Origin of the sequence: Klebsiella sp. CB_Kp196, from assembly GCF_040061575.1 — a bacterium.
GTDB classification, from domain to species: Bacteria; Pseudomonadota; Gammaproteobacteria; order Enterobacterales; family Enterobacteriaceae; genus Klebsiella; species Klebsiella michiganensis.
Map to the genome: position 1 here is coordinate 1 of NZ_JBEAFH010000057.1, position 22,318 is coordinate 22,318.

A 22,318-nucleotide genomic window follows, 5' to 3' on the forward strand; every position below is an offset into this window, starting at 1 on the left:
AGTCGCTGTCAGAGTCCGAGTCGCTGTCAGAGTCCGAATCGCTGTCGGAATCCGAGTCGCTGTCAGAGTCCGAATCGCTGTCTGAATCCGAGTCACTGTCGGAGTCGGAGTCCGAATCGCTGTCAGAATCTGAGTCGCTGTCGGAATCCGAGTCGGAGTCACTGTCAGAGTCGGAGTCACTGTCTGAATCCGAGTCGCTGTCGGAGTCGGTGTCATCGCTAAGATCGACAGTTAATATAAATATCGGGGATCGTTCGCTGACGTTGCCGGCCAGATCGGTCACCGTGGTGCTCAGGCTATGGGATCCTTCAGCCAGGGCGTCAGGAGTAAAGCTCCAGCGTCCGTCCTCGTCCGCAATCGCGGTGCCCAGTACGGTATCACCGTCATAAATTGTGATCGTGGCGCCCGCTTCCGCCGTACCGCTCAAGGTTGGTGTATCATCATCCGTCACGCTACCGCTGTTCAGTGTACCCGTGTCTTCTCCTGCATTATCAGTTACCTGCAGATCGCTAACCGGGTTCACTATAGTGTCTACCGTCAGTTCAAACGCCGGCGAACGTTCGCTGACGTTCCCGGCTTTGTCCGTTACCGTAGTGCTCAGGCTGTGGGCGCCTTCCTCCAGACTAGCTGGCGTGAAGCTCCAGCGTCCATCCTCGCCGGCAACCACTGTGCCCAGCACGGTGTCGCCGTCATAGATCGTCACCGTGGATCCCGCTTCCGCCGTGCCGTTCAGGGTGGGCGTCGCATCGTTAGTCAGATCCCCGCTCTGCAGCTGGCCGGTGTGCTCTGCAACATTGTCGGTTACCTGCGGAATGCTGGCTGCCGGCGCAGTGGTATCGATGGTCAGTTCAAACGCCGGCGAACGTTCGCTGACGTTGCCGGCTTTGTCCGTCACCGTCGCGCTCAGGCTATGGGAACCCTCGCTCAGCTCCGGTAACGTGAAGCTCCAGTTGCCATTTTCATCCGCGACGACAGAACCCAGTTTGGTATCGCCGTCATAAATCGTTATCGTTGCCCCAGCCTCTGCTGTCCCTTTAATCTCCGGGGTCGTATCGTCAGTGACATCACCAGAATGCAGCACACCGGTGATGGGGCCCACATTGTCAATGACCGCTATGTTCTGTGCCGCGGTAGGTAGCTCGGTATCAGTATCGGAGTCGCTGTCAGCATCAGAATCACTATCCGCGTCGCTGTCAGCATCCGAATCACTATCTGAATCCGAGTCGGAATCACTGTCAGAATCGGAATCACTATCTGAATCAGAATCACTGTCTGAATCAGAGTCGCTATCGCTGTCAGCATCCGTATCACTGTCGGAGTCTGAATCACTGTCAGCATCAGAATCGCTTTCAGAAACCGAAGAGTGGTGGTCTTTGTTTGAGGTGCCGGCGAACATTGCCGCAATACCCAGCAAAGCCGCACCAGCCATGACCCAACCGGCAATACTTTGTCCCGCGCCACCGGTCGCGATGACTTCTGAAAGATCGCTAATCAGCGAATAGTGTGCCCCATCGGTACCCGCACCTTCTAGCCACCATAGCGCGCCGGTCTCATCATCCATAAGAACCAAATCACTGTGCTGTCCATGCTCATCCACAACGAAAAAGTTTTTAATTGTAACGGTGTCACCGTTTTGGAGTTTTAGAACAAGATCATTACCTTGTCGGGTATATGAACGAATATCCTCACGCTTAACGTGCAGGAGGACCACTGACTGCGTATTGAGATTAACTTGATTGCCATCGACGGTGTATTCAGCACCAGTTTCTTTCACTGTCACATTTATATTTTTCATCAGGTTGCACCCTTGAGATGAAGACGCAGTCAGAGGTATGAGATAATTCTTAATTATGCATCTTATTAGATATACCACTTAACGGAGTCCCGCAAGGTGAAAGCAAAATAATCCAATTACATTCTGTAATAAATTAAATTACTTAAATTACAACAACTTAAAATAATAAACTTACATTTTGAGATGTTAATATAGACCATAAGAAAAATGATTGCTCACGGTTATTACAATGAAGATAAAATCATGGATAATACATTTCTTATATCACCAAACCTCCATTTTAACGCTACGCCAAAAATATCTGTGATATTAGTCATATAAATGACATGAGAAAAAACAATTATTTTTTTAAATTTTAAAATATTTTATAAGGATTCCCCATATATTTTCTATGGTTTATTTATAAGAAATAAATTATCCTCGCAAGGAAATTTTAAGTAATAAGGGAGATAAAACCTGGACGATGCCTGTTAAATCCACAAAGACAATGGGTTTTATTTTAAAATAAAGAAACGTTTCGATGTAGTTTTAATTAAAATATTGACCATAAATAACTTAATCAATATTGATAATAAAAAACCCCGCCAGGCGGGGTTTTAGGTTTAACGGGCTAATCCTAATCGCGGGATCTCTATCGCCGGACAGCGATCCATCACCACATTTAGACCGGCGTCTCGGGCGAGAACAGCCGCCTGTTCATTGATTACCCCCAGCTGTAGCCATAGCGTTTTCGCACCGATAGCCACTGCCTCCTGGGCGACGCCCCAGGCCGCTTCTGAGTTACGGAAAACATCGACCATATCCACTTTTTCCGGCACGTCAGCAAGCGTGGCATACCCTTTTTGCCCCAGCAGCGTGGTACCCGCAACCTTAGGGGAAACGGGAATGACGTGATATCCCTGCTCCAGAAGATACTTCATCACCCGATAGCTTGGGCGGTCAGGTTTGTCACTTGCCCCCACCAGGGCGATAGTCCGTGTCGAGGTCAAAATACCTGCGATATCGTTTTCTTTCATCATCATCCTCCTGCTATTTAGCCCAAGTGTATGCTAATCCGGATGAACCCGCATGAGTCCTGACCTGCAGATGCGTCAAATTTTTTCATCCCGACGCTTGCAGCAACAGTCACTTCCAGTAATCTGTCTACAGGCCAAAATGTGGAATGAAATGATGGAACTAACAACACGTACCTTGCCAGCACGCAAGCATATTGCGCTGGTTGCTCACGATCACTGTAAAGATATGCTGATGAAGTGGGTCGAGCGCCACCAGCCACTGCTGGCGCAACACACGCTCTCGGCGACAGGAACGACCGGAAATCTGGTGTCACGCGCAACCGGGCTGGAGGTGCATGCGATGCTGAGTGGTCCCATGGGCGGCGACCAGCAGGTGGGTGCGCTGATTTCAGAAGGTAAAATCGATGTATTGATTTTTTTCTGGGATCCGCTAAATGCCGTGCCGCACGACCCGGATGTTAAAGCGTTATTACGTTTGGCGACGGTATGGAATATTCCCGTCGCCACCAATGTCTCAACCGCCGACTTTATTATCCAGTCCCCGCACTTCAGCGACCCCGTTGATATCCTGATCCCTGATTATCAGCGCTACCTTGCAGAGCGTCTGAAATAAGCCCCGCTGGCGGCCACGCCGCCAGCCATCATGGCTTTCTTGCTACCGGCACATCCAGCGCCTCTAGCATTTCAACAAACGGCGAAGGTTGCTCTTTATTAAACAACAGCCATACGCGCAGGCGGGCGCGGGTGATGGCGACATACAGCAAACGCCTCTCTTCGGCATCGGGAAAATCCTCCGGCTGCGGTAAGAGCGCCTGCTCCATAATCGACTCACGCGCCGGTGCAGGAAACGCATCATCCCCCTCCTGAAGGCCAAGAATTATGACGTAATCAGCTTGTTGTCCTTTGCTGGCATGAATAGTCATAAAATCGAGCTGCAGATGCGGCCAGCGCGTGGCGGCTTTCTCCAGCGCCGCCGGCTTCAAATGATGATAGCGCGCTAGCAATAAAATCCGCTGCTCTCGTTTGACATAGCCGCTCATTTTATCAAGCAGATCGTCGAGTTTGTCCTCCGCCAATAACGTCACCGCTTTTTTGTCCCCTGCGACCAGGCTGTTTAGTGGTTTCGTTAACTGGTGCGGATTTTGCTGGATAAACCCGTTGGCTATCTCGCCTATCCGGCTATTAAATCGGTACGTCGTATCCAGCGCACAGCAATCCCCTTCGCCAAAATAGTGATTAAAGGCCGTTGTTAAAGAGAGCTGAGCACCGCTGAAACGGTAGATGGCCTGCCAGTCATCGCCAACGGCAAACAGCGTCGTCTGCGTGTTTTGCCGACGTAACGCGGCGAGTAGGGATGCCCGCTGCGGGGAGATATCCTGAAACTCATCCACCAGAATATGCTTCCACGGGCTGACGAACCGCCCTTTATCCAGAATATTGATCGCCTGATGAATCAGGCCGGAGAAATCGACGGCGTTTTCATCTTTTAACGCCGTTTTCCACGCTTTTAGCAGAGGGGCCATCAGCTTAACGCGCTTGCCAAAAAGGTCGCGTACCTCTTCAGGGGCCCCGGCAATCATCTCAGCCTGCGAGCCGCCATGCATACGCATCAAGCTAACCCAGCGGTCAAGGCGGCTGGCAACACGACGTTGCAGCTTTTTGTCCTGCCAGAAATCCCCTTCAGGGATCTGCCACCCCATTTCCTCCTCCAGCCACAATCGCCAGCCTTTCGCCTGCGCTTTTTTCTCCTGGCACTGCTGCTGCCAGCTCTGTACTAAAAGTTTTTGCCGTGCAGCGCTGTCGCTCTCCAGCTTGCTGATCGTCGGGGCTTTTTTACTGCCCTGCTGGATAATGTGCAGGGCAAGGGAGTGAAAAGTACGCGCAGAGATCTCTTCAGTGCCCAGGCGCTCGCGGATGCGCTCATCCATCTCCTGCGCGGCTTGCCGACCAAACGCCAGTAGCAGAATTTGCTCAGCCGCCGCCTCGCCACGGGTCAATAACCAGCCTGCGCGCGCCACTAACACGGAAGTTTTACCGCTTCCGGCACCCGCCAGAACTAATAACGAACGCTCGCCGTTTACGACTGCGCGTGCCTGAGCCGGATTCAACGGCGATGATTCCACTGCGGCAAAAAATCCGCGGTATTGCTCCAGCATGGATTCCGTAAAAGTTTGGTTATGCTCGAGCCTGGCTTTTTCCGTATTACTCAACCAACTCTGGCATTGCCGCCATAGCTCGCGGCAGTTATCAAAAGCATCAAGACGGACTGTCGGCACTGGTAATCCGCTCAGCGCATGGCGTATTTTGCGCTGAATATCGCTTACCTGCTGACGCGTCAACCATTTACCTTCCGCGCTGGAACGCGCCACTTCCGCCAGCTGCTGGCGAAGTACATCAGCGGCAATATCGCTCATTTCCGCGCTCCACTGCTGCCAGAGCGTGTTCAGATGATGGTAAAAGCGCTGGGTTTCACTCCATTCGGTACCGTGCAAACGCACAACTTTCTCGCCCGGTAGGGTAAACTCCAGCTCCCCCCAAACCAGCCCACGCTTGCAATGAATTGATAATAACTGATTGAAAGGTATAAGATATTCATGGCTATCACCGGAAACCTTTACTCCGGCATTAAGAAGTTGCACCCTGTCATAAGGATGCTGAGCCATACGCTTGCCCAATGTTGTCGCTCTAAGTTCCATATAATGTCGAATTTCAATCAGGTTGGATGTTTTTAAGTTTAACCGCCAGCGACCGGGTGCTCCAGCGTAAAAAACGCTACAATGGCCGTGCCTTATTATCCACCGTATTAAGCAGAGGGTTTATGCGTACCGTTCTGAATATTTTAAACTTTATCCTTGGCGGATTCGCCACCACGCTCGGCTGGCTTCTGGCGACGCTGGTCAGCATTGTGCTGATCTTTACCCTGCCTCTCACCCGCTCCTGCTGGGAGATAACAAAACTCTCTCTTTTTCCCTATGGGAATGAGGCCGTTCATGTCGACGAACTCGATCCTCAGGGAAAGAATAGCCTGCTAAACGCGGGTGGGACACTATTGAATATTTTATGGTTTATTTTCTTTGGCTGGTGGCTGTGCCTGATGCATATCTTTTGTGGTATCGCCCAATGCCTGACTATCATTGGCATCCCGGTTGGTATCGCCAATTTTAAAATCGCCGCTATTGCTTTATGGCCAGTAGGCCGACGAGTCGTCTCCGTCGAGACCGCTCGCGCCGCGCGTGAAGCCAATGCGCGTCGCCGCTTTCAGTAATTGAATGGAATAGAGAAATGCTCACCCCCCTGCTACGCCGCTATACATGGAACAGTGCCTGGTTATATAACATCAGGATATTTATCGCACTCTGCGGCACGACCGCATTTCCCTGGTGGCTTGGCGAAGTAAAACTCACGATTCCTCTAACACTCGGGGTGGTGGCAGCGGCGCTGACCGACCTTGATGACCGCCTGACAGGACGTCTGCGTAATCTGGCCATTACCCTCGTGTGCTTTTTTATTGCTTCAGCCTCAGTGGAACTCCTTTTTCCCTGGCCGTGGTTATTTGCGGCGGGATTAACCGTTTCAACAATCGGTTTTATTTTGCTCGGCGGCCTGGGCCAACGCTATGCCACCATCGCCTTTGGTGCTTTGTTAATCGCCATCTATACCATGCTGGGCGTTACGCTTTACAGCCACTGGTATCTTCAGCCGCTGTTTTTGCTGGCTGGCGCGGTGTGGTACAACTTACTTACCCTCTCCGGACATCTGATTTTCCCTATCCGTCCTCTTCAGGACAATCTGGCACGCAGCTACGAGCAGTTAGCTCACTATCTGGAGCTTAAATCACGCCTGTTCGATCCGGATATTGAAGATGAAAGCCAGGCTCCGCTGTATGACCTGGCGATAGCCAATGGCCAGCTTGTGGCCACGCTGAATCAGACGAAAGTTTCCCTGCTGACTCGCCTGCGCGGCGATCGCGGGCAGCGCGGAACGCGTCGCACTTTGCAGTATTACTTCGTGGCGCAGGACATCCACGAACGCGCAAGCTCATCGCATATTCAATACCAAACGCTGCGCGATCATTTTCGCTACAGTGACGTGATGTTCCGCTTCCAGCGTATGCTGTCAATGCAGGCGCAGGCCTGCCAGAAACTGTCTCGTGCCATCCTGCTACGCGAACCCTACCTTCATGACACTCACTTTGAGCGCGCTTTTATGCATCTTGACGCCGCGCTCGATCGCGTAAAAGCCAGCGGCGCGCCGGCAGAACAGATTAAGGCGTTGGGATTTTTGCTTAATAACTTACGCGCCATTGACGCCCAGCTGGCGACAATTGAATCCGTCCAGACGACTGTACAGTCCAGTCACAACACGGAAAACCTGTTAGCCGACGACCAACCCGGCAGTTTCAGCGATATCTGGCTGCGCCTGCGCAGTAATATGACCCCAGAGTCAGCTCTGTTTCGCCATGCGGTTCGAATGTCATTAGTCCTGTGCGCAGGTTATGCATTTATCCAGTTAACCGGACTGAACCACGGTTACTGGATATTGCTGACCAGCCTGTTCGTATGCCAGCCAAACTATAACGCCACTCGTCACCGGCTGGCGTTAAGGATAATCGGTACGCTCATCGGCGTAGCGATAGGCCTGCCGGTGCTGCTTCTCGTCCCTTCCGTCGAAGGCCAGCTGCTTTTAATTGTCCTGACCGGCGTGCTGTTCTTCGCGTTCCGTAATGTACAGTACGCCCATGCGACCATGTTCATTACCCTTCTGGTTTTGCTGTGCTTTAACCTCCTGGGGGAAGGTTTTGAAGTCGCCCTACCGCGTATATTTGATACGCTGATCGGCTGCGCTATCGCCTGGGCCGCAGTCAGCTTTATTTGGCCAGACTGGAAATTCCGCAACCTGCCCCGAGTACTTGAACAAGCAATCAATGCCAACTGCCGATATTTAGATGCCATACTCGTGCAATATCATCAGGGGCGCGACAACCGTCTTGCCTATCGTATTGCGCGAAGAGCGGCGCACAGCAGGGACGGTGAGCTGGCATCCGTTGTATCAAACTTATCAACGGAACCCAGAGCGGGCTCGCAAATGCGGGAAACCGCTTTTCGGTTGTTATGCCTGAACCACACTTTTACCAGCTATATCTCCGCCCTGGGCGCACACAGGGAAAAGCTGACAACGCCAGATATCCTGGCGCTGCTGGACGATGCCGTTTGTTATGTTGATGACGCGCTGCACCACTCACCGGCCGATGAACAGCGGGTACAGCAAGCTTTAACAAGCCTGCAAACCCGGATACAGCACCTTGAACCTCGTGCCGATAGCAAAGAGCCGTTAGTGCTTCAACAAATCGGGCTGCTACTGGCGCTGCTGCCAGAGATTTGCCGGCTACAGCGACAGGTTGAGATTCAACCTGAATAGCTCTCACTCTCCCGCATCTGTTCCGTTGCCCACTTCTCAAGCTCCTGACGCTGCTGCGTCGGGAGCGTGGCCGCGTGGACGCCTTCAATAGCCCCCTGTAAGGAATAAAGAATATTCACCGTTAGCGCTTTATTTATTTTTCGTAACCTCAACCAGGCTTCTTTGGCCCCAATCTTACGCAGCATCAATTCATCCGTAATGCCTGAATTAATCAGCTGTAGTTCCATATGAAAACTGATATTTGGCAAATTTTTTAATCTTCCGGAATGTCGCTGCCGATGTTTTTCATGACGCGCGCTCTGTAATGACAGCGCCGATAAATGAAAAAGCATTTTGCTATCCCGCCAAAGTTCCTCATCAATATGATAATACTTCAGCGCGACCAGACGACCATTCTTCTGCATCTTCAACAGCGGGTTTTTATGCGCCACGCGGTACTCCGCGCTCTGCTCGCAAACCCGAAGATAGATCTCTCCCTCAGCCATCATGGCAAACACGGTATTATCTATCGCCAGGCTATAGCCACCAAATAAGGGCCGACAGCTTATTTTTCCTAATGGAGACAAACATGCCCGAAACTGATGGATCCTAAGACATATAAGTTTCTTCATGATTATTCCTTTGTTAATCATGTAAATAAGACATAAATGTGCTAACGGATCCGTTAAAAGAGAAAATAAGTGACTTCTCTTCATGCGGCAACATGAATTATCTGTTCATTTTAATCAGCGTGTTTTTTTGCGAGCCGCTTTCAGAAAATAGTCATTTGATGAAGTTAAACGCGGGAAAGATAAAATGCTTAATTAATATTCATCACAGTAGCGTACAGAGAGCAGGGCATCCCTGTTCGCTCATAGACCGTTAATGCCATCATTTATGAGAAGAATTTAGCCAGCAAGAAAGCGCGACAACCATGAATTCACATTGTGTACGCGCGGACATCCGATGCGACCGGTTCGGGTTCACTCCCGGCGACGTACAAATTTCATCCAGCAACAGAGAAAATAGGGTTGATCTTTCACCCGGCCGCATATACTGTATATGCATACAGTAACCCACAGGCGGGATAGACTATGTTTACATCAGCTCACGCAAATCGTTCAACACTGACTTCTACTTCAGTACGTCGTCGCTCTCATGACGCTGCCGAACAGCCAGCTAATGGGCTGATCAGTGAAATAGTCTATCGAGAAGACCAGCCCATGATGACGCAGCTGCTATTGCTTCCTTTATTACAACAGCTTGGCCAGCAATCGCGCTGGCAGCTCTGGCTGACGCCACAACAGAAGCTGAGTCGTGAATGGGTGCAGTCGTCCGGTTTGCCGCTGTCGAAGGTGATGCAGATCAGCCAGCTCTCCCCCGCTAACACCCTGGAATCCATGGTTCGCTCACTGCGCACGGGAAATTATAGCGTCGTTATTGGCTGGCTATCAGAAGAACTGAGCATTGAGGAACATGAACGCCTGGTTGCCGCTGCAGAAGAGGGTCACGCGATGGGCTTTATCATGCGTCCGGTAAGAAATACCAATCAGCCAGGCAGACAACTTTCTGGGCTAAAAATTCACTCAAACCTGTATCATTAACCGAGTTTAGGATTAATCCTGGAATTTTTTTTGCCCTGGCGCGAGATGGGCTTTCTTGAACGGCATTTTTGTTAAAATGCTTGTCTGATGCGGCTTCGCGACTTTTTTTGCCTCGATTAAGTTCAACCGTATTGGTTAAACATAGCGTACACAACCCTTTTTTTTCATATGCCTGACGGAGTTCACACTTGTAAGTTTCGAACTAAGTTGTAGACTTTACATCGCCAGGGGTGATCGGCTTACGCTGCATGTATCAGCATAGTTAACAACAAGTCACGCCCCGGGTGAAGGATTTAACCGTGAGGTCTTCTGAACCTTCATGGCGAATTTTGGATGATAATGAGGCGCAAAAAATGAAAAAGACAGCTATCGCGATTGCAGTGGCACTGGCTGGCTTCGCTACCGTAGCGCAGGCCGCTCCGAAAGATAACACCTGGTACGCAGGTGCTAAACTGGGCTGGTCCCAGTATCACGACACCGGTTTCTACGGTAACGGTTTCCAGGGCAACAACGGCCCGACCCGTAACGATCAGCTGGGTGCTGGTGCGTTTGGTGGTTACCAGGTTAACCCGTACCTCGGTTTTGAAATGGGTTACGACTGGCTGGGCCGTATGGCTTACAAAGGCAGCGTTGACAACGGCGCTTTCAAAGCTCAGGGCGTTCAGCTGACTGCTAAACTGGGTTACCCGATCACTGACGATCTGGATATCTATACCCGTCTGGGTGGTATGGTTTGGCGCGCTGACTCCAAAGGTAACTACGCTTCTACCGGCGTTTCCCGTAGCGAACACGACACTGGCGTCTCCCCGGTATTCGCGGGCGGCTTAGAGTGGGCTGTTACTCGTGACATCGCAACCCGTCTGGAATACCAGTGGGTTAACAACATCGGCGACGCTGGCACCGTTGGTACCCGTCCTGATAACGGCATGCTGAGCCTGGGCGTATCCTACCGCTTCGGTCAGGACGACGTTGCTCCGGTTGTAGCTCCGGCGCCGGCTCCGGCTCCAGAAGTGACTACCAAGCACTTCACCCTGAAGTCTGACGTTCTGTTCAACTTCAACAAATCTACTCTGAAACCAGAAGGCCAGCAGGCTCTGGATCAGCTGTACACCCAGCTGAGCAACATGGACCCGAAAGACGGTTCCGCAGTTGTTCTGGGCTACACCGACCGTATCGGTTCTGATGCCTACAACCAGCAGCTGTCTGAGAAACGTGCTCAGTCCGTTGTTGATTACCTGGTATCCAAAGGTATCCCGGCTAGCAAAATCTCTGCTCGCGGTATGGGCGAATCCAACCCGGTTACTGGCAACACCTGTGACAACGTGAAAGCTCGCGCAGCTCTGATCGACTGCCTGGCGCCGGACCGTCGTGTAGAAATCGAAGTTAAAGGCTACAAAGACGTTGTAACTCAGCCGCAGGCTTAAGTTATCTCGTTAATAAAAAACCCCGCGATGCGGGGTTTTTTTTACCTTAAATTCCGCTATCAAAAAGCAGCAACGCACCGATATATCCCGATGCTTGCATCGCTACTCTTTACCTAACAGTACCTGCAAATCATGCTTCAGGCTGGACATCTTGCTGGCATACTTCTCTTTATGCTCAGCATCCTCAATCAACTGCACAATGGTTTCAGAAAGCGTTTTACCCCGTCTTTGCGCCAGACCCGCCAGACGCTGCCAGACCATGAACTCCAGGTCGATAGACTTTTTACGCGTATGCTGATGCTCCGCGTTAAAATGACGCTTACGTCGGGCGCGGATAGTCTGCTTCATGCGGTTCACCAGCGCCGGATTGATATGCTGCTCAATCCAGGTATTCACCAGCACGGGTTCATTTTCGAGCGTCAGTAATAAATCGACGGCGGCTTGCGCAGCGCTGGCTTCAATGTAGCGGGTAATAAGCTCACCTTCCCGGTGCTTTTTTACCAGATAAGTCCATTTCCAGCCGCTTTCAAGATTTTCCAGTTGTTGATATTTCATTGCGATCTCAATGTGACCGTGTAACTCATTTCAGGATATCAGTTTTTTCCTGATGTGCTGAGAATAAATGATCTTTCGTGATGTTGGTAGATTCGTTATCACCGCGACAATCGCAATCCCTCGTGTGCTCGGACGCCGCATAATGTATAATCGCGCGTTTTACATCTGACTAAAAAACAGCGACTTTGACCATTACGAAACTTACCCGAAACGACCTCGCTCCTGATACGGAAAGTTATCAGGCGCTGTTTGCACAAGCCGACTTAGCTCACGCAGAGACATCGCTCTCAGGCGAACTGCAACCCCGACTCTTCTATGGCCTGGAGCAGCTCCTGGTCACTCCAGCCATTTCGCCGTTTATGCTGGTTAAAATTCCGGAAGAGCCGGAGTACCTGCAGTGGCTGGCTAACGAAACCCGTACTTTACACCAACCGGCACAAACGCTCTGTGGCGTTCGCTATCAGGTTGATGGCGGAAAAATCTCGCTCTCCCCGGCACAAACGGCTGAAGATAATTTCGCCAGCGTTGCGCCGGTTGAAGCCGCGGACTGGATCGAAGCAGAGCAGCTTTTTGGCTGCGTGCGCCAGTTTAATGGTGAAATCACGTTACAACCCGGTCTGGTCCATCGCGCTAACGGCGGGGTATTAATTCTCTCCCTCCGTGCATTACTGGCACAACCCCTGCTGTGGATGCGGCTAAAAAATATGGTAACCCGCCAGCGTTTTGACTGGTTATCATTCGATGAGTCCCGCCCTCTTCCGGTCAGCATTCCCTCTATGCCCCTGAGTTTGAAAGTTATCCTGGTCGGCGAGCGGGAATCTCTTGCTGATTTTCAGGAGATGGAACCCGAGCTTTCTGCGCAGGCTATCTACAGCGAATATGAAGATAATCTGCAAATCGCTGACGCCGATACGCTGAAGCAGTGGTGCCAGTGGGTCTGGCAAAATGCTCAGCTGCTCGAGCTCCCGGGGCTGTCAGCTAACGCCTGGCCGCTGCTGATCCAGGAAGGTGCGCGTTATACAGGCGATCAGGAAACCTTGCCGCTGTGCGTGCTCTGGATTGCTCGCCAGCTTCGCGAAGCCGCCGCGTTCTGTGAAGGTGAAGAGATTAGCGCTGAAGAGATGCAAACCATGCTGGAGCGTCGTTTGTGGCGCGAAGGCTACCTTGCTGAACGCATCCAGGATGAAATACTGCAGGAGCAAATCCTGATCGAGACCGAAGGCGAATGCGTCGGACAAATCAACGCACTCTCCGTCATTGAGTTTCCGGGCCATCCGCGTGCGTTTGGCGAGCCTTCACGTATTAGCTGCGTCGTACATATCGGCGACGGCGAATTTATTGACGTTGAGCGTAAGGCCGAGCTCGGTGGCAACATTCATGCAAAAGGCATGATGATCATGCAGGCGTTTCTGATGTCCGAGCTGGAGCTCGAACAACAGCTCCCCTTCACCGCCTCCCTGACCTTCGAGCAGTCCTACAGCGAAGTGGATGGCGATAGCGCCTCCATGGCCGAACTGTGCGCGCTGATCAGCTCGCTGGCCAATGTGCCGATTAATCAGAGCATCGCCATTACCGGTTCTGTCGATCAGTTTGGTCGCGTACAGCCGGTTGGCGGGCTTAACGAGAAAATTGAGGGCTTCTTTGCTATTTGCCAGCAGCGTGGGCTGACCGGTAAACAGGGAGTCATCATTCCCTCCGCCAACGTTCGTCACCTGAGCCTGGCGCAGGAACTGCAACAGGCCGTTGCGGATGAGCAGTTCTTTATCTGGGCAGTCGATGACGTGACGGAAGCGCTGCCCATTCTGACCCAGCTACTCTGGGACGGCGAAGGACAAACGTTACGGCAAACCATTCAGGAACGTATTGCGCAGGCGACACAGCAAGAGAGTCGTCATCGCTTTCCGTGGCCGCTACGCTGGTTAGGCGGTTCAGGTTCGAACTGATCGGACTTGTTCAGCGTACACGTGTTAGCTATCCTGCGTCCCGAACTCAAAATAAGGCTTACTGAAAACATGGTAGATAAACGCGAATCCTATACAAAAGAAGACCTTCTTGCCTCTGGTCGTGGTGAACTCTTTGGCGCCAAAGGCCCACAGCTGCCGGCGCCAAGTATGCTGATGATGGACCGCGTCATCAAAATGACTGAAACCGGTGGTAACTATGACAAAGGTTATGTTGAGGCAGAACTCGATATTAACCCGGACCTGTGGTTCTTCGGTTGCCATTTCATTGGTGACCCGGTGATGCCGGGCTGTCTGGGCCTGGATGCCATGTGGCAGCTGGTTGGCTTCTACCTGGGCTGGTTAGGCGGCGAAGGTAAAGGACGTGCATTAGGCGTGGGCGAAGTGAAGCTCACCGGCCAGATACTGCCAACGGCGAAGAAAGTGACCTACCGTATTCATTTCAAACGCGTGATAAACCGTCGTTTGATTATGGGGCTGGCGGATGGAGAAGTGCTGGTTGACGGTCGTTTGATTTACACCGCAACCGATCTGAAAGTGGGCCTGTTCCAGGACACTTCCGCGTTCTGATAAACATCACGCGTTAGAAAAGGCGAAGCCCCCGCGCAGCGGAGGCTTCTTTTTAAAGAGACAGTCAGGCAATTTGTACCCTGTCCTCCATGGCCTCTCGCCAGCCTCCTAGCCAATAAGACCTTTGGTTTAAGGTCTGGTAAGGACACATTTCCTTAGACCTTCCGGTAATACCGGCCTGGTACCCACGCTGATGTGCCCGCTCCAGGCGATCTCGTTTTTGTCTCTTCATGCCTCGTTTCCCTCATACTTTGATCTGGTGGAAAAGAAAACAATGGTCACTAAATACGCAACCACGGTTAACGAATACCGCGAATCGGGGATAGCGTCAATGCGCAAAATTCACGCCATTGTCATATTTGTGAGCTACATGAAACTTCGTTTGTACAAAAACTGTGAACCAGCACAAGTAACAAACTGATGAGACAAATAAAAAAGCCGCTGCGATTTTCACTGTCGCAGCGGCTTTTATTCTTATTAATTTTACTTATGGCAAGCGGTTAATCTCGCTGGCAATCGCCGTCGCTTCCTGGGTCCAGGCCTGCGCGAGCGTTTTCACCATCGCGTCGTAACCATCCTCTTGTTGCTTAAGCTCAATATGGAACGGCCGCTTAATCAGCTGCCCCTGATGCTTCAGCAGCCACTCGCCGCTAACGATGACCCGGCCATCGTAACGGCCGTGAAAACCGCTGACGGACACGTTCAGCGTATCCTGCTCGCTCCCCAGCGGTTGAGAGGCAATCACCCAACCCGGAAGCTGGTTGCTAAGGTTCGCCACCAGCGTCGTTTTCAGCTGCTGATCGAGCGGGCTCGCCCACAGATTGTTATTCGCAATCACATACTGAACATCGGTGGTCTGATAGACCACCCCGTTACCGGCAAGATAATCCGGAATGCTCACCTGCTCGACCCAAAGCAAGTTTTTGCTTTGGTGGGCGGCGCTTTGCGCGCCACCCTGCGCCACGGGAAGCTGATAGTAAGTTTTACTCTCACCGCCGCTACTGCATGCCGTCAGCGCGCATACCGCCGCCGCTATTAGCCATTTCTTCATTATTTCGCTCCCTTCGGCTGCGGATCTTTTTTATCCTTCGCCTCAAATACCAGCGCATTGCTCTTATCATTGAGCGTTTTCAGTACCGGCTGCAGTTCACGAAGAACCTGATCGAGACGCTGCATATCCGCAACCATCTTATTGTATGCCGCAGATCCCGGCTGGAAGCCCTGCATACTACGATTAAGCTCGCGCAACGTATTCTGCATATCGCCCGGTAGCTGCTGCATCGACTGACTTGACGTTATCTTGTTCAGACTGTCCAGCGTCGCCTGTACGTGCTGCATCGTTTTTTCACTTTGCGCCAGCGTACTGGTTGCCTGCTCCAGCAGCGGGTTAATTGGCAGATTGTTAATTTTATCCAGCGCGTCCATCAGGCGCTGCTGGATCTGCGCCAGGCCACCGCTCACGGTTGGAATAATCGGATAACCGCCAAACTCCTGAATCTTGCCGCGCGGAGGGGCTTTCGGGTAGAAGTCGAGATCGATATACAGCGCGCCGGTCACCAGGTTTCCGGTTTTAAGCGAACCGCGCAGCCCGCGATTCATTAGATCATCGATATGCTTTCGAATGTCAGGATTAGCGCCTAACTGATTGATCAGACGTTCCGGTTCAATTCGCACTTCTACCGGGATACGGTAATCGTCGTTGATGTTCTGCTTCAGCCCAGGAACAAAGAACGGCACCTTGCCGACGGTCCCCAGACGGATACCGCGGAACTCAACCGGCGCGCCGGGCTGCAGACCACGAATCGAATCTTTAAAGAACATCACGTAGTCAATATGCTGGGTAAACACCGAATCCTGGATGCTGCGTTGATCGTCAAACAGATGATATTCTGTTTTATTCGCCACCGGCTCACCTAACGGTAGCCCTTCGGGAATATCAAAGCTGACGCCGCCGCCAAACAGGGTCGACAGCGATCCCATCTCAACGCGCATACCCGCAGCGGTCAGATCCACCGCAATACCGCTATCTTTCCAGAAGCGCACGTTATTGGTCACCAACCGATCGTTAGGCGCGCTAATAAACAGCTGATAGGTAATATTGCGTTTTTGCGCATCGAAGGTGCTGGTTTCAACTGAACCTACGCGGTAGCCGCGGAAAAGCACCGGATCGCCGGGTGAAAGCTGCCCCGCTTTGCTGCTTTCCAGCAGAATGCGAATACCTTTAGCATCAGGGGAGGCCAGCGGCGGTGAATCCAGCAGCGGATACTGAGCAGGAACAGAGCCTTTGCTTCCCGGCTGCAGTTCGATATAGGCGCCGGATAACAGCGTTCCCAGACCGCTAATCCCTTCACGGCCGACCTGCGGTTTAACCACCCAAAAAACCGAATCCTGATGCAGCAGTTTTTCCATACCTGAATTCAGCCGCGCTTTAATCTCCACGTGGGTCAGGTCGTCCGTCAGCGTCGCGCTTTCAATCACGCCGACGTCAACGCTGCGGCTTTTTATCCGGGTTTTGCCCCCTTCAATACCTTCTGCGTTAGTGGTTATCAGGGTCACTTCCGGCCCCTGGTGGCTATAGTGATAAAAGAGAATCCATGCGCCAATCAGCGCCGTGACTATCGGGAAGATCCACACCGGTGACCAGTTCTTCACCTTTTGCACTTTCGCTTCTCCGCTCTTATTTTCCATGCTGCAGTCTTTCCTCATGGCTTGAATCTGGCTCACGATCCCACAATAAACGCGGGTCAAAGGTCATGGCCGAAAACATTGTCATTACTACGACCAGCGCAAACATCACTGCTCCTATCGCCGGATAGATATTCATTAATCCACCGATGCGAACCAGAGCGGAGAGGACTGCGATAACAAACACATCAATCATTGACCAGCGGCCAACAAACTCGACGACTTCATAAATCAGATGCATGCGCTCCGAGTCGCGCGCTCCCTTGCCGCTGGCGTTCCAGCATAGCCAGCCAATGGCGATCATTTTTAACGTCGGCACCATAATACTGGCAATAAAGATCACCATCGCCACCGGATACGATCCTTCGCTCCACAGCAGGATCACCCCCGCCATAATCGTGGAAGGCATTTTATCGCCCAGCAGATCGGTAATCATGATCGGCAGAATATTGGCGGGCATATAGAGGATCAGCGAAGTCACCAACAGCGCCAGCGTCCACTGCAGGCTGTTTTTACGCCGGGCGGTTCCCCTTGTCCGACAGCGCGGACAAACGGCCTCATCGACGGGCAAAACCGCCGTGCAGCATGAGCACGAGCGTAGCCCCTGACGCAGGCCGGAGACGCCGACTTTCAGCGGCTGTGTAATCGGCGGCATTGGTGCAATGTCATCCCATAACCAGCGGCGATCAACGCACTGGAACGTCCTCAGCTGTAACAGGCAGAACATACACCAGGGAACGAAGCTCAGGCCGATGCCGATATCGCCGTAGGCCATCAGCTTAACGAAGCTGACCAGCACCCCGGCGAGAAAGATTTCCGCCATCCCCCAGGTTTTAAGGTGAAACAGGATCCGCGCCAGAAACGCCTTTAGCCCGGAAGGCATGCTCACCCGATTGACCAGCAGCAGTATGGTGACCAGGCAGAAAGCCGGCACCAGCTGGACGAAAAGTAAAAAGAAGGTACCGAGGCTGGCGTAATCCTCGCTAAACAGCACGTTCGGAATTTCCAGCAGCTCGATTTCGCTGCTGATCCCTCCAACCTTCATATAGATGAAGGGGAACAGATTGGCCAGCAGCAGCATGAACAACGCGACCAGCGCGTAGGCTGTGGGACGCTGCCGGGGCGCGTCCCATGACGTTGTTAATGTCGTTCCGCAACGCGGACACGTAGCTTTCTGGCGATGCTCCAGCTGCGGCAAAGCCACCAGCAGATCACATTGTCGACACAGGATATGCCGCGCAGCATGATGATGATCGCACATGAAAACTCCTCAGCTTATGCGCCGTTTTTTAAACCTTCGAGATATTCCCAGCGTTCGAAGGCGGTTTCCAGCGCCTGCTCCGCTTCACTCAGCTGTGCGAGCACCTGCTGCGTATGGTCATGCGACTGACCAAAGAAAGAAGGGTCGGCAACCTGCTCCTGCAAATTCTGCAGCTGGGCTTCCAGTTCTTCCAGTTTTTGCGGCAGCTGTTCCAGCTCGCGCTGCAGGTTATAGCTTAGTTTGCTGGCTGCACGTTTGACACTTTCTGCTTTCGGTTGAGCAACTTCAACTGTCTTTTTAGAAACCGGCTGTTTTTTCGCCAGATACTGCGCCTGCTGACCGCGGGCGTCATGATAGCCGCCCACGTATTGGCCAATTTGCCCCGCGCCTTCGAAGATCCAACACTCCGTTACCGTGTTATCCACAAACTGACGGTCGTGGCTAACCAGCATCACGGTTCCCTGATAACCGTCGACAAGCTCTTCCAGCAGCTCCAGGGTTTCGACATCCAGATCGTTTGTCGGTTCATCGAGTATCAACAGGTTGCTGGGCTTGAGGAACAGGCGCGCCAGCAGCAGGCGGTTACGCTCCCCGCCCGACAGTGCCCGCACCGGCGTCATTGCGCGTTTCGGATGGAACATAAAGTCCTGCAGATAGCCCAGGACGTGGCGCGGCTTGCCGTTCACCATCACTTCCTGTTTACCTTCCGCGAGGTTGTCCATCACCGTTTTATCCGGATCAAGTTCCGCGCGGTGCTGGTCGAAGTAAGCCACTTCCAGCTTGGTACCCACATGAATACGTCCGCTATCCGCCTGCAGCTGACCGAGCATCAGCTTCAGCAGCGTAGTTTTGCCGCAGCCGTTCGGGCCAATCAGCGCAATTTTGTCACCGCGCTGGATTTGGGCGGTGAAGTCTTTAACCAGCACCTTGCCATCAACCTGGTAGTTGACGTTCTCCATTTCGAACACAATCTTGCCCGAACGCGCGGCCTCTTCCACCTGCATCTTCGCGCTGCCCATCACTTCACGGCGCTCACCGCGCTCGCGGCGCATGGCTTTCAACGCCCGCACGCGCCCTTCGTTACGGGTGCGACGCGCTTTGATCCCCTGACGGATCCACACTTCTTCCTGCGCCAGCTTGCGATCGAACTCCGCGTTCTGTAACTCTTCCACGCGCAGCGCTTCTTCTTTATCCAGCAGATATTGATCGTAGTTCCCCGGATAGGTCACCAGCTTACCGCGATCGAGATCGACAATTCGCGTCGCCATGTTGCGAATAAAGGAACGGTCGTGCGAAATAAAAATAATGGTGCCTTTGAACATCTTCAGGAAACCTTCCAGCCAGTCGATAGTTTCAATATCGAGGTGGTTGGTCGGTTCATCGAGCAGCAGCACGCGCGGCCCGCTGACCAGCGCGCGGCCGAGGGCCGCTTTACGCAGCCAGCCGCCGGACAGCGAGGAAAGCTCGGCGTTAGGATCCAGATTCAGCTGTTCCAGCACTTCATTAATGCGGCTATCGAGCTGCCACAGCCCTAAATTATCCAGCTGTTCCTGAAGGCGCGCCAGTTCGTTCAGATTCTTGTCGCTCGGGTCGGTCATCACCAGCTGCGAAACATCGTGATAACCCTTGAGGTATGCCGCTTGTTCAGCAATACCTTCCGCCACAAAGTCATAGACGGTTCCGGTAACATTACGCGGCGGATCCTGCTGTAGACGCGCCACAACCAGATCCAGTTCATAGATAATGCGCCCGTCATCAAGACCCTGTTCACGATTGAGGATCTTCATCAGGGTCGATTTACCCGCACCGTTGCGCCCTACCAGGCAGACGCGTTCGTTATCTTCGATATGCAGTTCAGCATTATCCAGCAGCGGCGCATCGCTGAAAGAGAGCCAGGCGCCGTGCATACTAATTAAAGACATTCTTTATTCCTTTCAGGCTGCGGTAATCAGCCAGCAGTTGTGAATCTGACGGTTGCGGGCAAAATCCTGAGACAGCGTTTTTTGCGTGATCTCCTGCGCCTTCAGGCCCAGCTGCGCCAGCCCGTCATGATCCATACGGAAACCGCGTTTGTTGTTCGAGAACATGATCGTGCCGCCTTTACGCAGCAGACGTTTTAAATCAGTCATCAGGCGCAAATGATCGCGCTGTACGTCAAACGCATCATCCATACGCTTGGAGTTGGAGAAGGTTGGCGGATCGATAAAGATCAGATCAAACTGTTCGGTGGTCTCCCGCAGCCAGCCCAGCACATCAGCCTGCATCAGGCGATGCGCGCGGCCGGTTAAGCCATTGAGGCGCAGGTTACGTTCAGCCCATTCAAGATAGGTACGTGACATATCGACCGTCGTCGTGGAACGCGCGCCGCCAAGGCCGGCGTGGACGCTGGCGCTACCGGTGTAGGAGAAAAGGTTGAGGAAATCTTTGCCTTTGCTCATCTGGCCCAGCATGCGGCGAGCAATACGGTGGTCGAGGAACAGCCCGGTATCCAGGTAGTCGGTCAGGTTTACCCACAGACGTGCGTTATACTCCTGCACCTCAATGAACTCACCTTTTTCACCCATTTTCTGATACTGGTTTTTCCCTTTCTGCCGTTCGCGGGTTTTCAGCACCAGCTTGTTCGGCGCAATCCCCAGTACGGCAATGGTGGCGGCGATAATATCAAACAGGCGCTGGCGGGCCTTGTGCGCGTCAACGGTTTTCGGCGGCGCATACTCCTGCACCACCACCCAGTCGGCGTAGCGGTCGATAGCGACGTTGTACTCCGGGAGGTCGGCATCATACAGGCGATAGCATTCAATGCCTTCCTGACGCGCCCACTTCTCATATTTTTTCAGGTTCTTACGCAGACGGTTGGCGAAATCTTCCGCCAGCATCGCGGTTTTGCCGCCTTCGTTTTCCGCAAGATGATAGTTCTTCTGGACGCAGTCGAGCGGTCCATTTTTCGCTTTGAACTGCTTATCAGCGCGCAGCTGCAGGCAGCTCAGCAGATCCGGCGAGGCGCTAAACAGCGACAGGTTCCAGCCGCCAAACTGATTTTTCATGATCCGCCCCAGCAGGCTATGCAGGGCAATCAGCGCCGGTTCACTCTCCAGACGCTCGCCGTACGGCGGGTTGCTTATCACCGTGCCGTAAGGGCCCTTCGGCAGTGGGTTGCTAAGCTGGGCAACGTCTTTCACTTCGAAGGTAATCAGTTCGCCAATACCGGCGCGACGGGCGTTGCGCTGCGCACGTTCGATGACGCGGGCGTCAACGTCGGAACCGTAAAAGCGCGACTCATACGCCGCCAGCCCCTGACGGGCGCGGGTTTGTGCTTCGGACTTCACCTCTTTCCAGATAGCATCGTCATGCTGCGCCCAGCCGCCGAAACCCCAATGGCCGCGGTGTAAACCCGGCGCACGATCGGTAGCAAGCATCGCCGCTTCAATCAGCAGCGTACCGGAACCGCACATGGGATCGAGCAGCGGCGTACCGGCAGCCCAGCCGGAACGCATCACTATCGCCGCAGCCAGGTTTTCTTTGATTGGCGCCATACCGGTACCGTCGCGGTAGCCGCGCAGGTGTAGCCCCTCGCCGCTAAGATCCAGGGAGATATGCGCGGTCTCTTTATTCAGCCAGACGTTAATACGCAGATCGGGATTTTCGCGATCGACGTTGGGACGCGGCAGATTCTTACGCGTAAAGCTGTCGACGATGGCGTCTTTCACCTTCAACGCCCCGTACTGGCTATTGCGGATCTCTTCGTTCAGCCCGCTAAAGTGCACGGCAAAAGTGGCATCCTGAGTGAAAATCTCCGTCCATGGAATGGCCTGTACGCCAAGGTACAGATCCAGGTCGCTGTATACGCTGCACTGCCCCAGCGGCAGCATAATCCGCGAAGCCAGCCGGCTCCACATCAGGCTTTGATACAGCAGCCGCGTATCTCCCTGAAAATGGACCCCGCCCTGGACCAACTGGCAGTCCACCGCGCCCAGCCCTTCCAGTTCAGTTTTTAACAGCTCTTCCAGCCCACGAGCCGTACTGGCAAACAGAGAATTCATATCGTCACTT

The 22,318-nt window shown here is 52.9% G+C and carries 18 protein-coding genes; 7 read left to right on the forward strand and 11 right to left on the reverse strand.

The genetic code is table 11. From position 1 onward, the window contains the following. Together ABLU87_RS20565 and ABLU87_RS20570 are read right to left on the reverse strand one after the other, a co-directional pair. The coding region (locus tag ABLU87_RS20565) for an Ig-like domain-containing protein (RefSeq protein ID WP_348870738.1) at window positions 1-1,795 on the reverse strand (1,795 nt) is incomplete at its 3' end. A 602-nt stretch (window positions 1,796-2,397) separates the two neighbouring features. Beyond that, window positions 2,398-2,811, reverse strand: coding sequence for a CoA-binding protein (locus tag ABLU87_RS20570; RefSeq protein ID WP_014228669.1), 414 nt, complete (start codon window positions 2,809-2,811; stop codon window positions 2,398-2,400). 154 nt (window positions 2,812-2,965) lie between these two features. Here ABLU87_RS20570 and mgsA point away from each other — a divergent pair, with 154 nt between their 5' ends. Then, window positions 2,966-3,424, forward strand: a complete 459-nt coding sequence (gene mgsA, locus ABLU87_RS20575; protein WP_014228668.1) for a methylglyoxal synthase — start codon at window positions 2,966-2,968, stop codon at window positions 3,422-3,424. Between the two features lie 28 nt (window positions 3,425-3,452). Here mgsA and helD read toward each other — a convergent pair whose 3' ends face one another. Continuing rightward, the gene (gene helD, locus ABLU87_RS20580; RefSeq protein ID WP_032695058.1) at window positions 3,453-5,507 is read right to left on the reverse strand and encodes a DNA helicase IV; all 2,055 of its coding nucleotides are present in this window, start codon (window positions 5,505-5,507) and stop codon (window positions 3,453-3,455) included. Between the two features lie 122 nt (window positions 5,508-5,629). Between helD and ABLU87_RS20585 the strand changes: the two genes are divergently transcribed. Then, window positions 5,630-6,076, forward strand: coding sequence for a YccF domain-containing protein (locus tag ABLU87_RS20585; protein ID WP_004849527.1), 447 nt, complete (start codon window positions 5,630-5,632; stop codon window positions 6,074-6,076). 17 nt (window positions 6,077-6,093) lie between these two features. Then, a complete protein-coding gene (gene yccS, locus ABLU87_RS20590) occupies window positions 6,094-8,229 on the forward strand; it encodes a YccS family putative transporter (protein ID WP_122117202.1) in 2,136 nt (711 codons plus the stop codon). Here yccS and ABLU87_RS20595 read toward each other — a convergent pair. Beyond that, window positions 8,217-8,840, reverse strand: coding sequence for a TfoX/Sxy family DNA transformation protein (locus ABLU87_RS20595; RefSeq protein WP_046878167.1), 624 nt, complete (start codon window positions 8,838-8,840; stop codon window positions 8,217-8,219). The two genes, yccS and ABLU87_RS20595, sit on opposite strands and share 13 nt — an antisense overlap. Before the next feature lie 462 nt (window positions 8,841-9,302). On the opposite strand from ABLU87_RS20595, the gene sulA reads away from it, so the two are divergent. Both sulA and ompA read left to right on the forward strand, forming a co-directional pair. After that, entirely contained in the window at window positions 9,303-9,812 is a 510-nt protein-coding gene (gene sulA, locus ABLU87_RS20600) for an SOS-induced cell division inhibitor SulA (protein ID WP_122117201.1), read from the forward strand. Window positions 9,813-10,165: 353 nt separating this feature from the next. Further along, the gene (gene ompA / locus ABLU87_RS20605; RefSeq protein WP_004849520.1) at window positions 10,166-11,236 is read left to right on the forward strand and encodes a porin OmpA; all 1,071 of its coding nucleotides are present in this window, start codon (window positions 10,166-10,168) and stop codon (window positions 11,234-11,236) included. Between the two features lie 102 nt (window positions 11,237-11,338). Here ompA and matP read toward each other — a convergent pair whose 3' ends face one another. Next, on the reverse strand, window positions 11,339-11,791 hold the full coding sequence (matP, locus tag ABLU87_RS20610; RefSeq protein WP_014228663.1) for a macrodomain Ter protein MatP: 453 nt from the start codon (window positions 11,789-11,791) through the stop codon (window positions 11,339-11,341). A gap of 185 nt (window positions 11,792-11,976) precedes the next feature. Here matP and ABLU87_RS20615 point away from each other — a divergent pair, with 185 nt between their 5' ends. After that, complete coding sequence (locus ABLU87_RS20615) at window positions 11,977-13,734, forward strand: Lon protease family protein (protein ID WP_032749746.1); 1,758 nt, start codon at window positions 11,977-11,979, stop codon at window positions 13,732-13,734. A gap of 69 nt (window positions 13,735-13,803) precedes the next feature. Further along, entirely contained in the window at window positions 13,804-14,322 is a 519-nt protein-coding gene (gene fabA / locus ABLU87_RS20620) for a bifunctional 3-hydroxydecanoyl-ACP dehydratase/trans-2-decenoyl-ACP isomerase (RefSeq protein WP_004849514.1), read from the forward strand. A gap of 64 nt (window positions 14,323-14,386) precedes the next feature. Here the strand turns inward: fabA and rmf are convergent, their stop codons facing one another. The 6 genes from rmf to rlmKL form a co-directional block, all read right to left on the reverse strand. Then, window positions 14,387-14,554 (reverse strand): ribosome modulation factor, encoded by a 168-nt coding sequence (gene rmf, locus ABLU87_RS20625; protein ID WP_004100764.1) that lies wholly within the window; start codon window positions 14,552-14,554, stop codon window positions 14,387-14,389. Between the two features lie 255 nt (window positions 14,555-14,809). Next, on the reverse strand, window positions 14,810-15,373 hold the full coding sequence (gene pqiC, locus ABLU87_RS20630) for a membrane integrity-associated transporter subunit PqiC (protein ID WP_064377398.1): 564 nt from the start codon (window positions 15,371-15,373) through the stop codon (window positions 14,810-14,812). After that, window positions 15,373-17,010, reverse strand: coding sequence for an intermembrane transport protein PqiB (pqiB, locus tag ABLU87_RS20635; protein WP_025107496.1), 1,638 nt, complete (start codon window positions 17,008-17,010; stop codon window positions 15,373-15,375). The genes pqiC and pqiB overlap by 1 nt, the downstream gene beginning before the upstream one ends. After that, the gene (gene pqiA, locus ABLU87_RS20640) at window positions 17,000-18,268 is read right to left on the reverse strand and encodes a membrane integrity-associated transporter subunit PqiA (protein WP_049079884.1); all 1,269 of its coding nucleotides are present in this window, start codon (window positions 18,266-18,268) and stop codon (window positions 17,000-17,002) included. The genes pqiB and pqiA overlap by 11 nt, the downstream gene beginning before the upstream one ends. Before the next feature lie 14 nt (window positions 18,269-18,282). Then, on the reverse strand, window positions 18,283-20,190 hold the full coding sequence (locus tag ABLU87_RS20645) for an ABC transporter ATP-binding protein (RefSeq protein ID WP_004849507.1): 1,908 nt from the start codon (window positions 20,188-20,190) through the stop codon (window positions 18,283-18,285). Window positions 20,191-20,202: 12 nt separating this feature from the next. Continuing rightward, window positions 20,203-22,308, reverse strand: a complete 2,106-nt coding sequence (gene rlmKL / locus ABLU87_RS20650) for a bifunctional 23S rRNA (guanine(2069)-N(7))-methyltransferase RlmK/23S rRNA (guanine(2445)-N(2))-methyltransferase RlmL (protein WP_014228658.1) — start codon at window positions 22,306-22,308, stop codon at window positions 20,203-20,205. Window positions 22,309-22,318: the final 10 nt, after the last annotated feature.

Bases quoted from the DNA above. Each gene is read 5' to 3' on its own strand.
- ABLU87_RS20570 (WP_014228669.1), bottom strand. From the start codon at position 2,811: ATGAAAGAAAACGATATCGCAGGTATTTTGACCTCGACACGGACTATC.
- mgsA (WP_014228668.1), top strand. From the start codon at position 2,966: ATGGAACTAACAACACGTACCTTGCCAGCACGCAAGCATATTGCGCTG.
- helD (WP_032695058.1), bottom strand. From the start codon at position 5,507: ATGGAACTTAGAGCGACAACATTGGGCAAGCGTATGGCTCAGCATCCT.
- ABLU87_RS20585 (WP_004849527.1), top strand. From the start codon at position 5,630: ATGCGTACCGTTCTGAATATTTTAAACTTTATCCTTGGCGGATTCGCC.
- yccS (WP_122117202.1), top strand. From the start codon at position 6,094: ATGCTCACCCCCCTGCTACGCCGCTATACATGGAACAGTGCCTGGTTA.
- ABLU87_RS20595 (WP_046878167.1), bottom strand. From the start codon at position 8,840: ATGAAGAAACTTATATGTCTTAGGATCCATCAGTTTCGGGCATGTTTG.
- sulA (WP_122117201.1), top strand. From the start codon at position 9,303: ATGTTTACATCAGCTCACGCAAATCGTTCAACACTGACTTCTACTTCA.
- ompA (WP_004849520.1), top strand. From the start codon at position 10,166: ATGAAAAAGACAGCTATCGCGATTGCAGTGGCACTGGCTGGCTTCGCT.
- matP (WP_014228663.1), bottom strand. From the start codon at position 11,791: ATGAAATATCAACAACTGGAAAATCTTGAAAGCGGCTGGAAATGGACT.
- fabA (WP_004849514.1), top strand. From the start codon at position 13,804: ATGGTAGATAAACGCGAATCCTATACAAAAGAAGACCTTCTTGCCTCT.
- rmf (WP_004100764.1), bottom strand. From the start codon at position 14,554: ATGAAGAGACAAAAACGAGATCGCCTGGAGCGGGCACATCAGCGTGGG.
- pqiC (WP_064377398.1), bottom strand. From the start codon at position 15,373: ATGAAGAAATGGCTAATAGCGGCGGCGGTATGCGCGCTGACGGCATGC.
- pqiB (WP_025107496.1), bottom strand. From the start codon at position 17,010: ATGGAAAATAAGAGCGGAGAAGCGAAAGTGCAAAAGGTGAAGAACTGG.
- pqiA (WP_049079884.1), bottom strand. From the start codon at position 18,268: ATGTGCGATCATCATCATGCTGCGCGGCATATCCTGTGTCGACAATGT.
- ABLU87_RS20645 (WP_004849507.1), bottom strand. From the start codon at position 20,190: ATGTCTTTAATTAGTATGCACGGCGCCTGGCTCTCTTTCAGCGATGCG.
- rlmKL (WP_014228658.1), bottom strand. From the start codon at position 22,308: ATGAATTCTCTGTTTGCCAGTACGGCTCGTGGGCTGGAAGAGCTGTTA.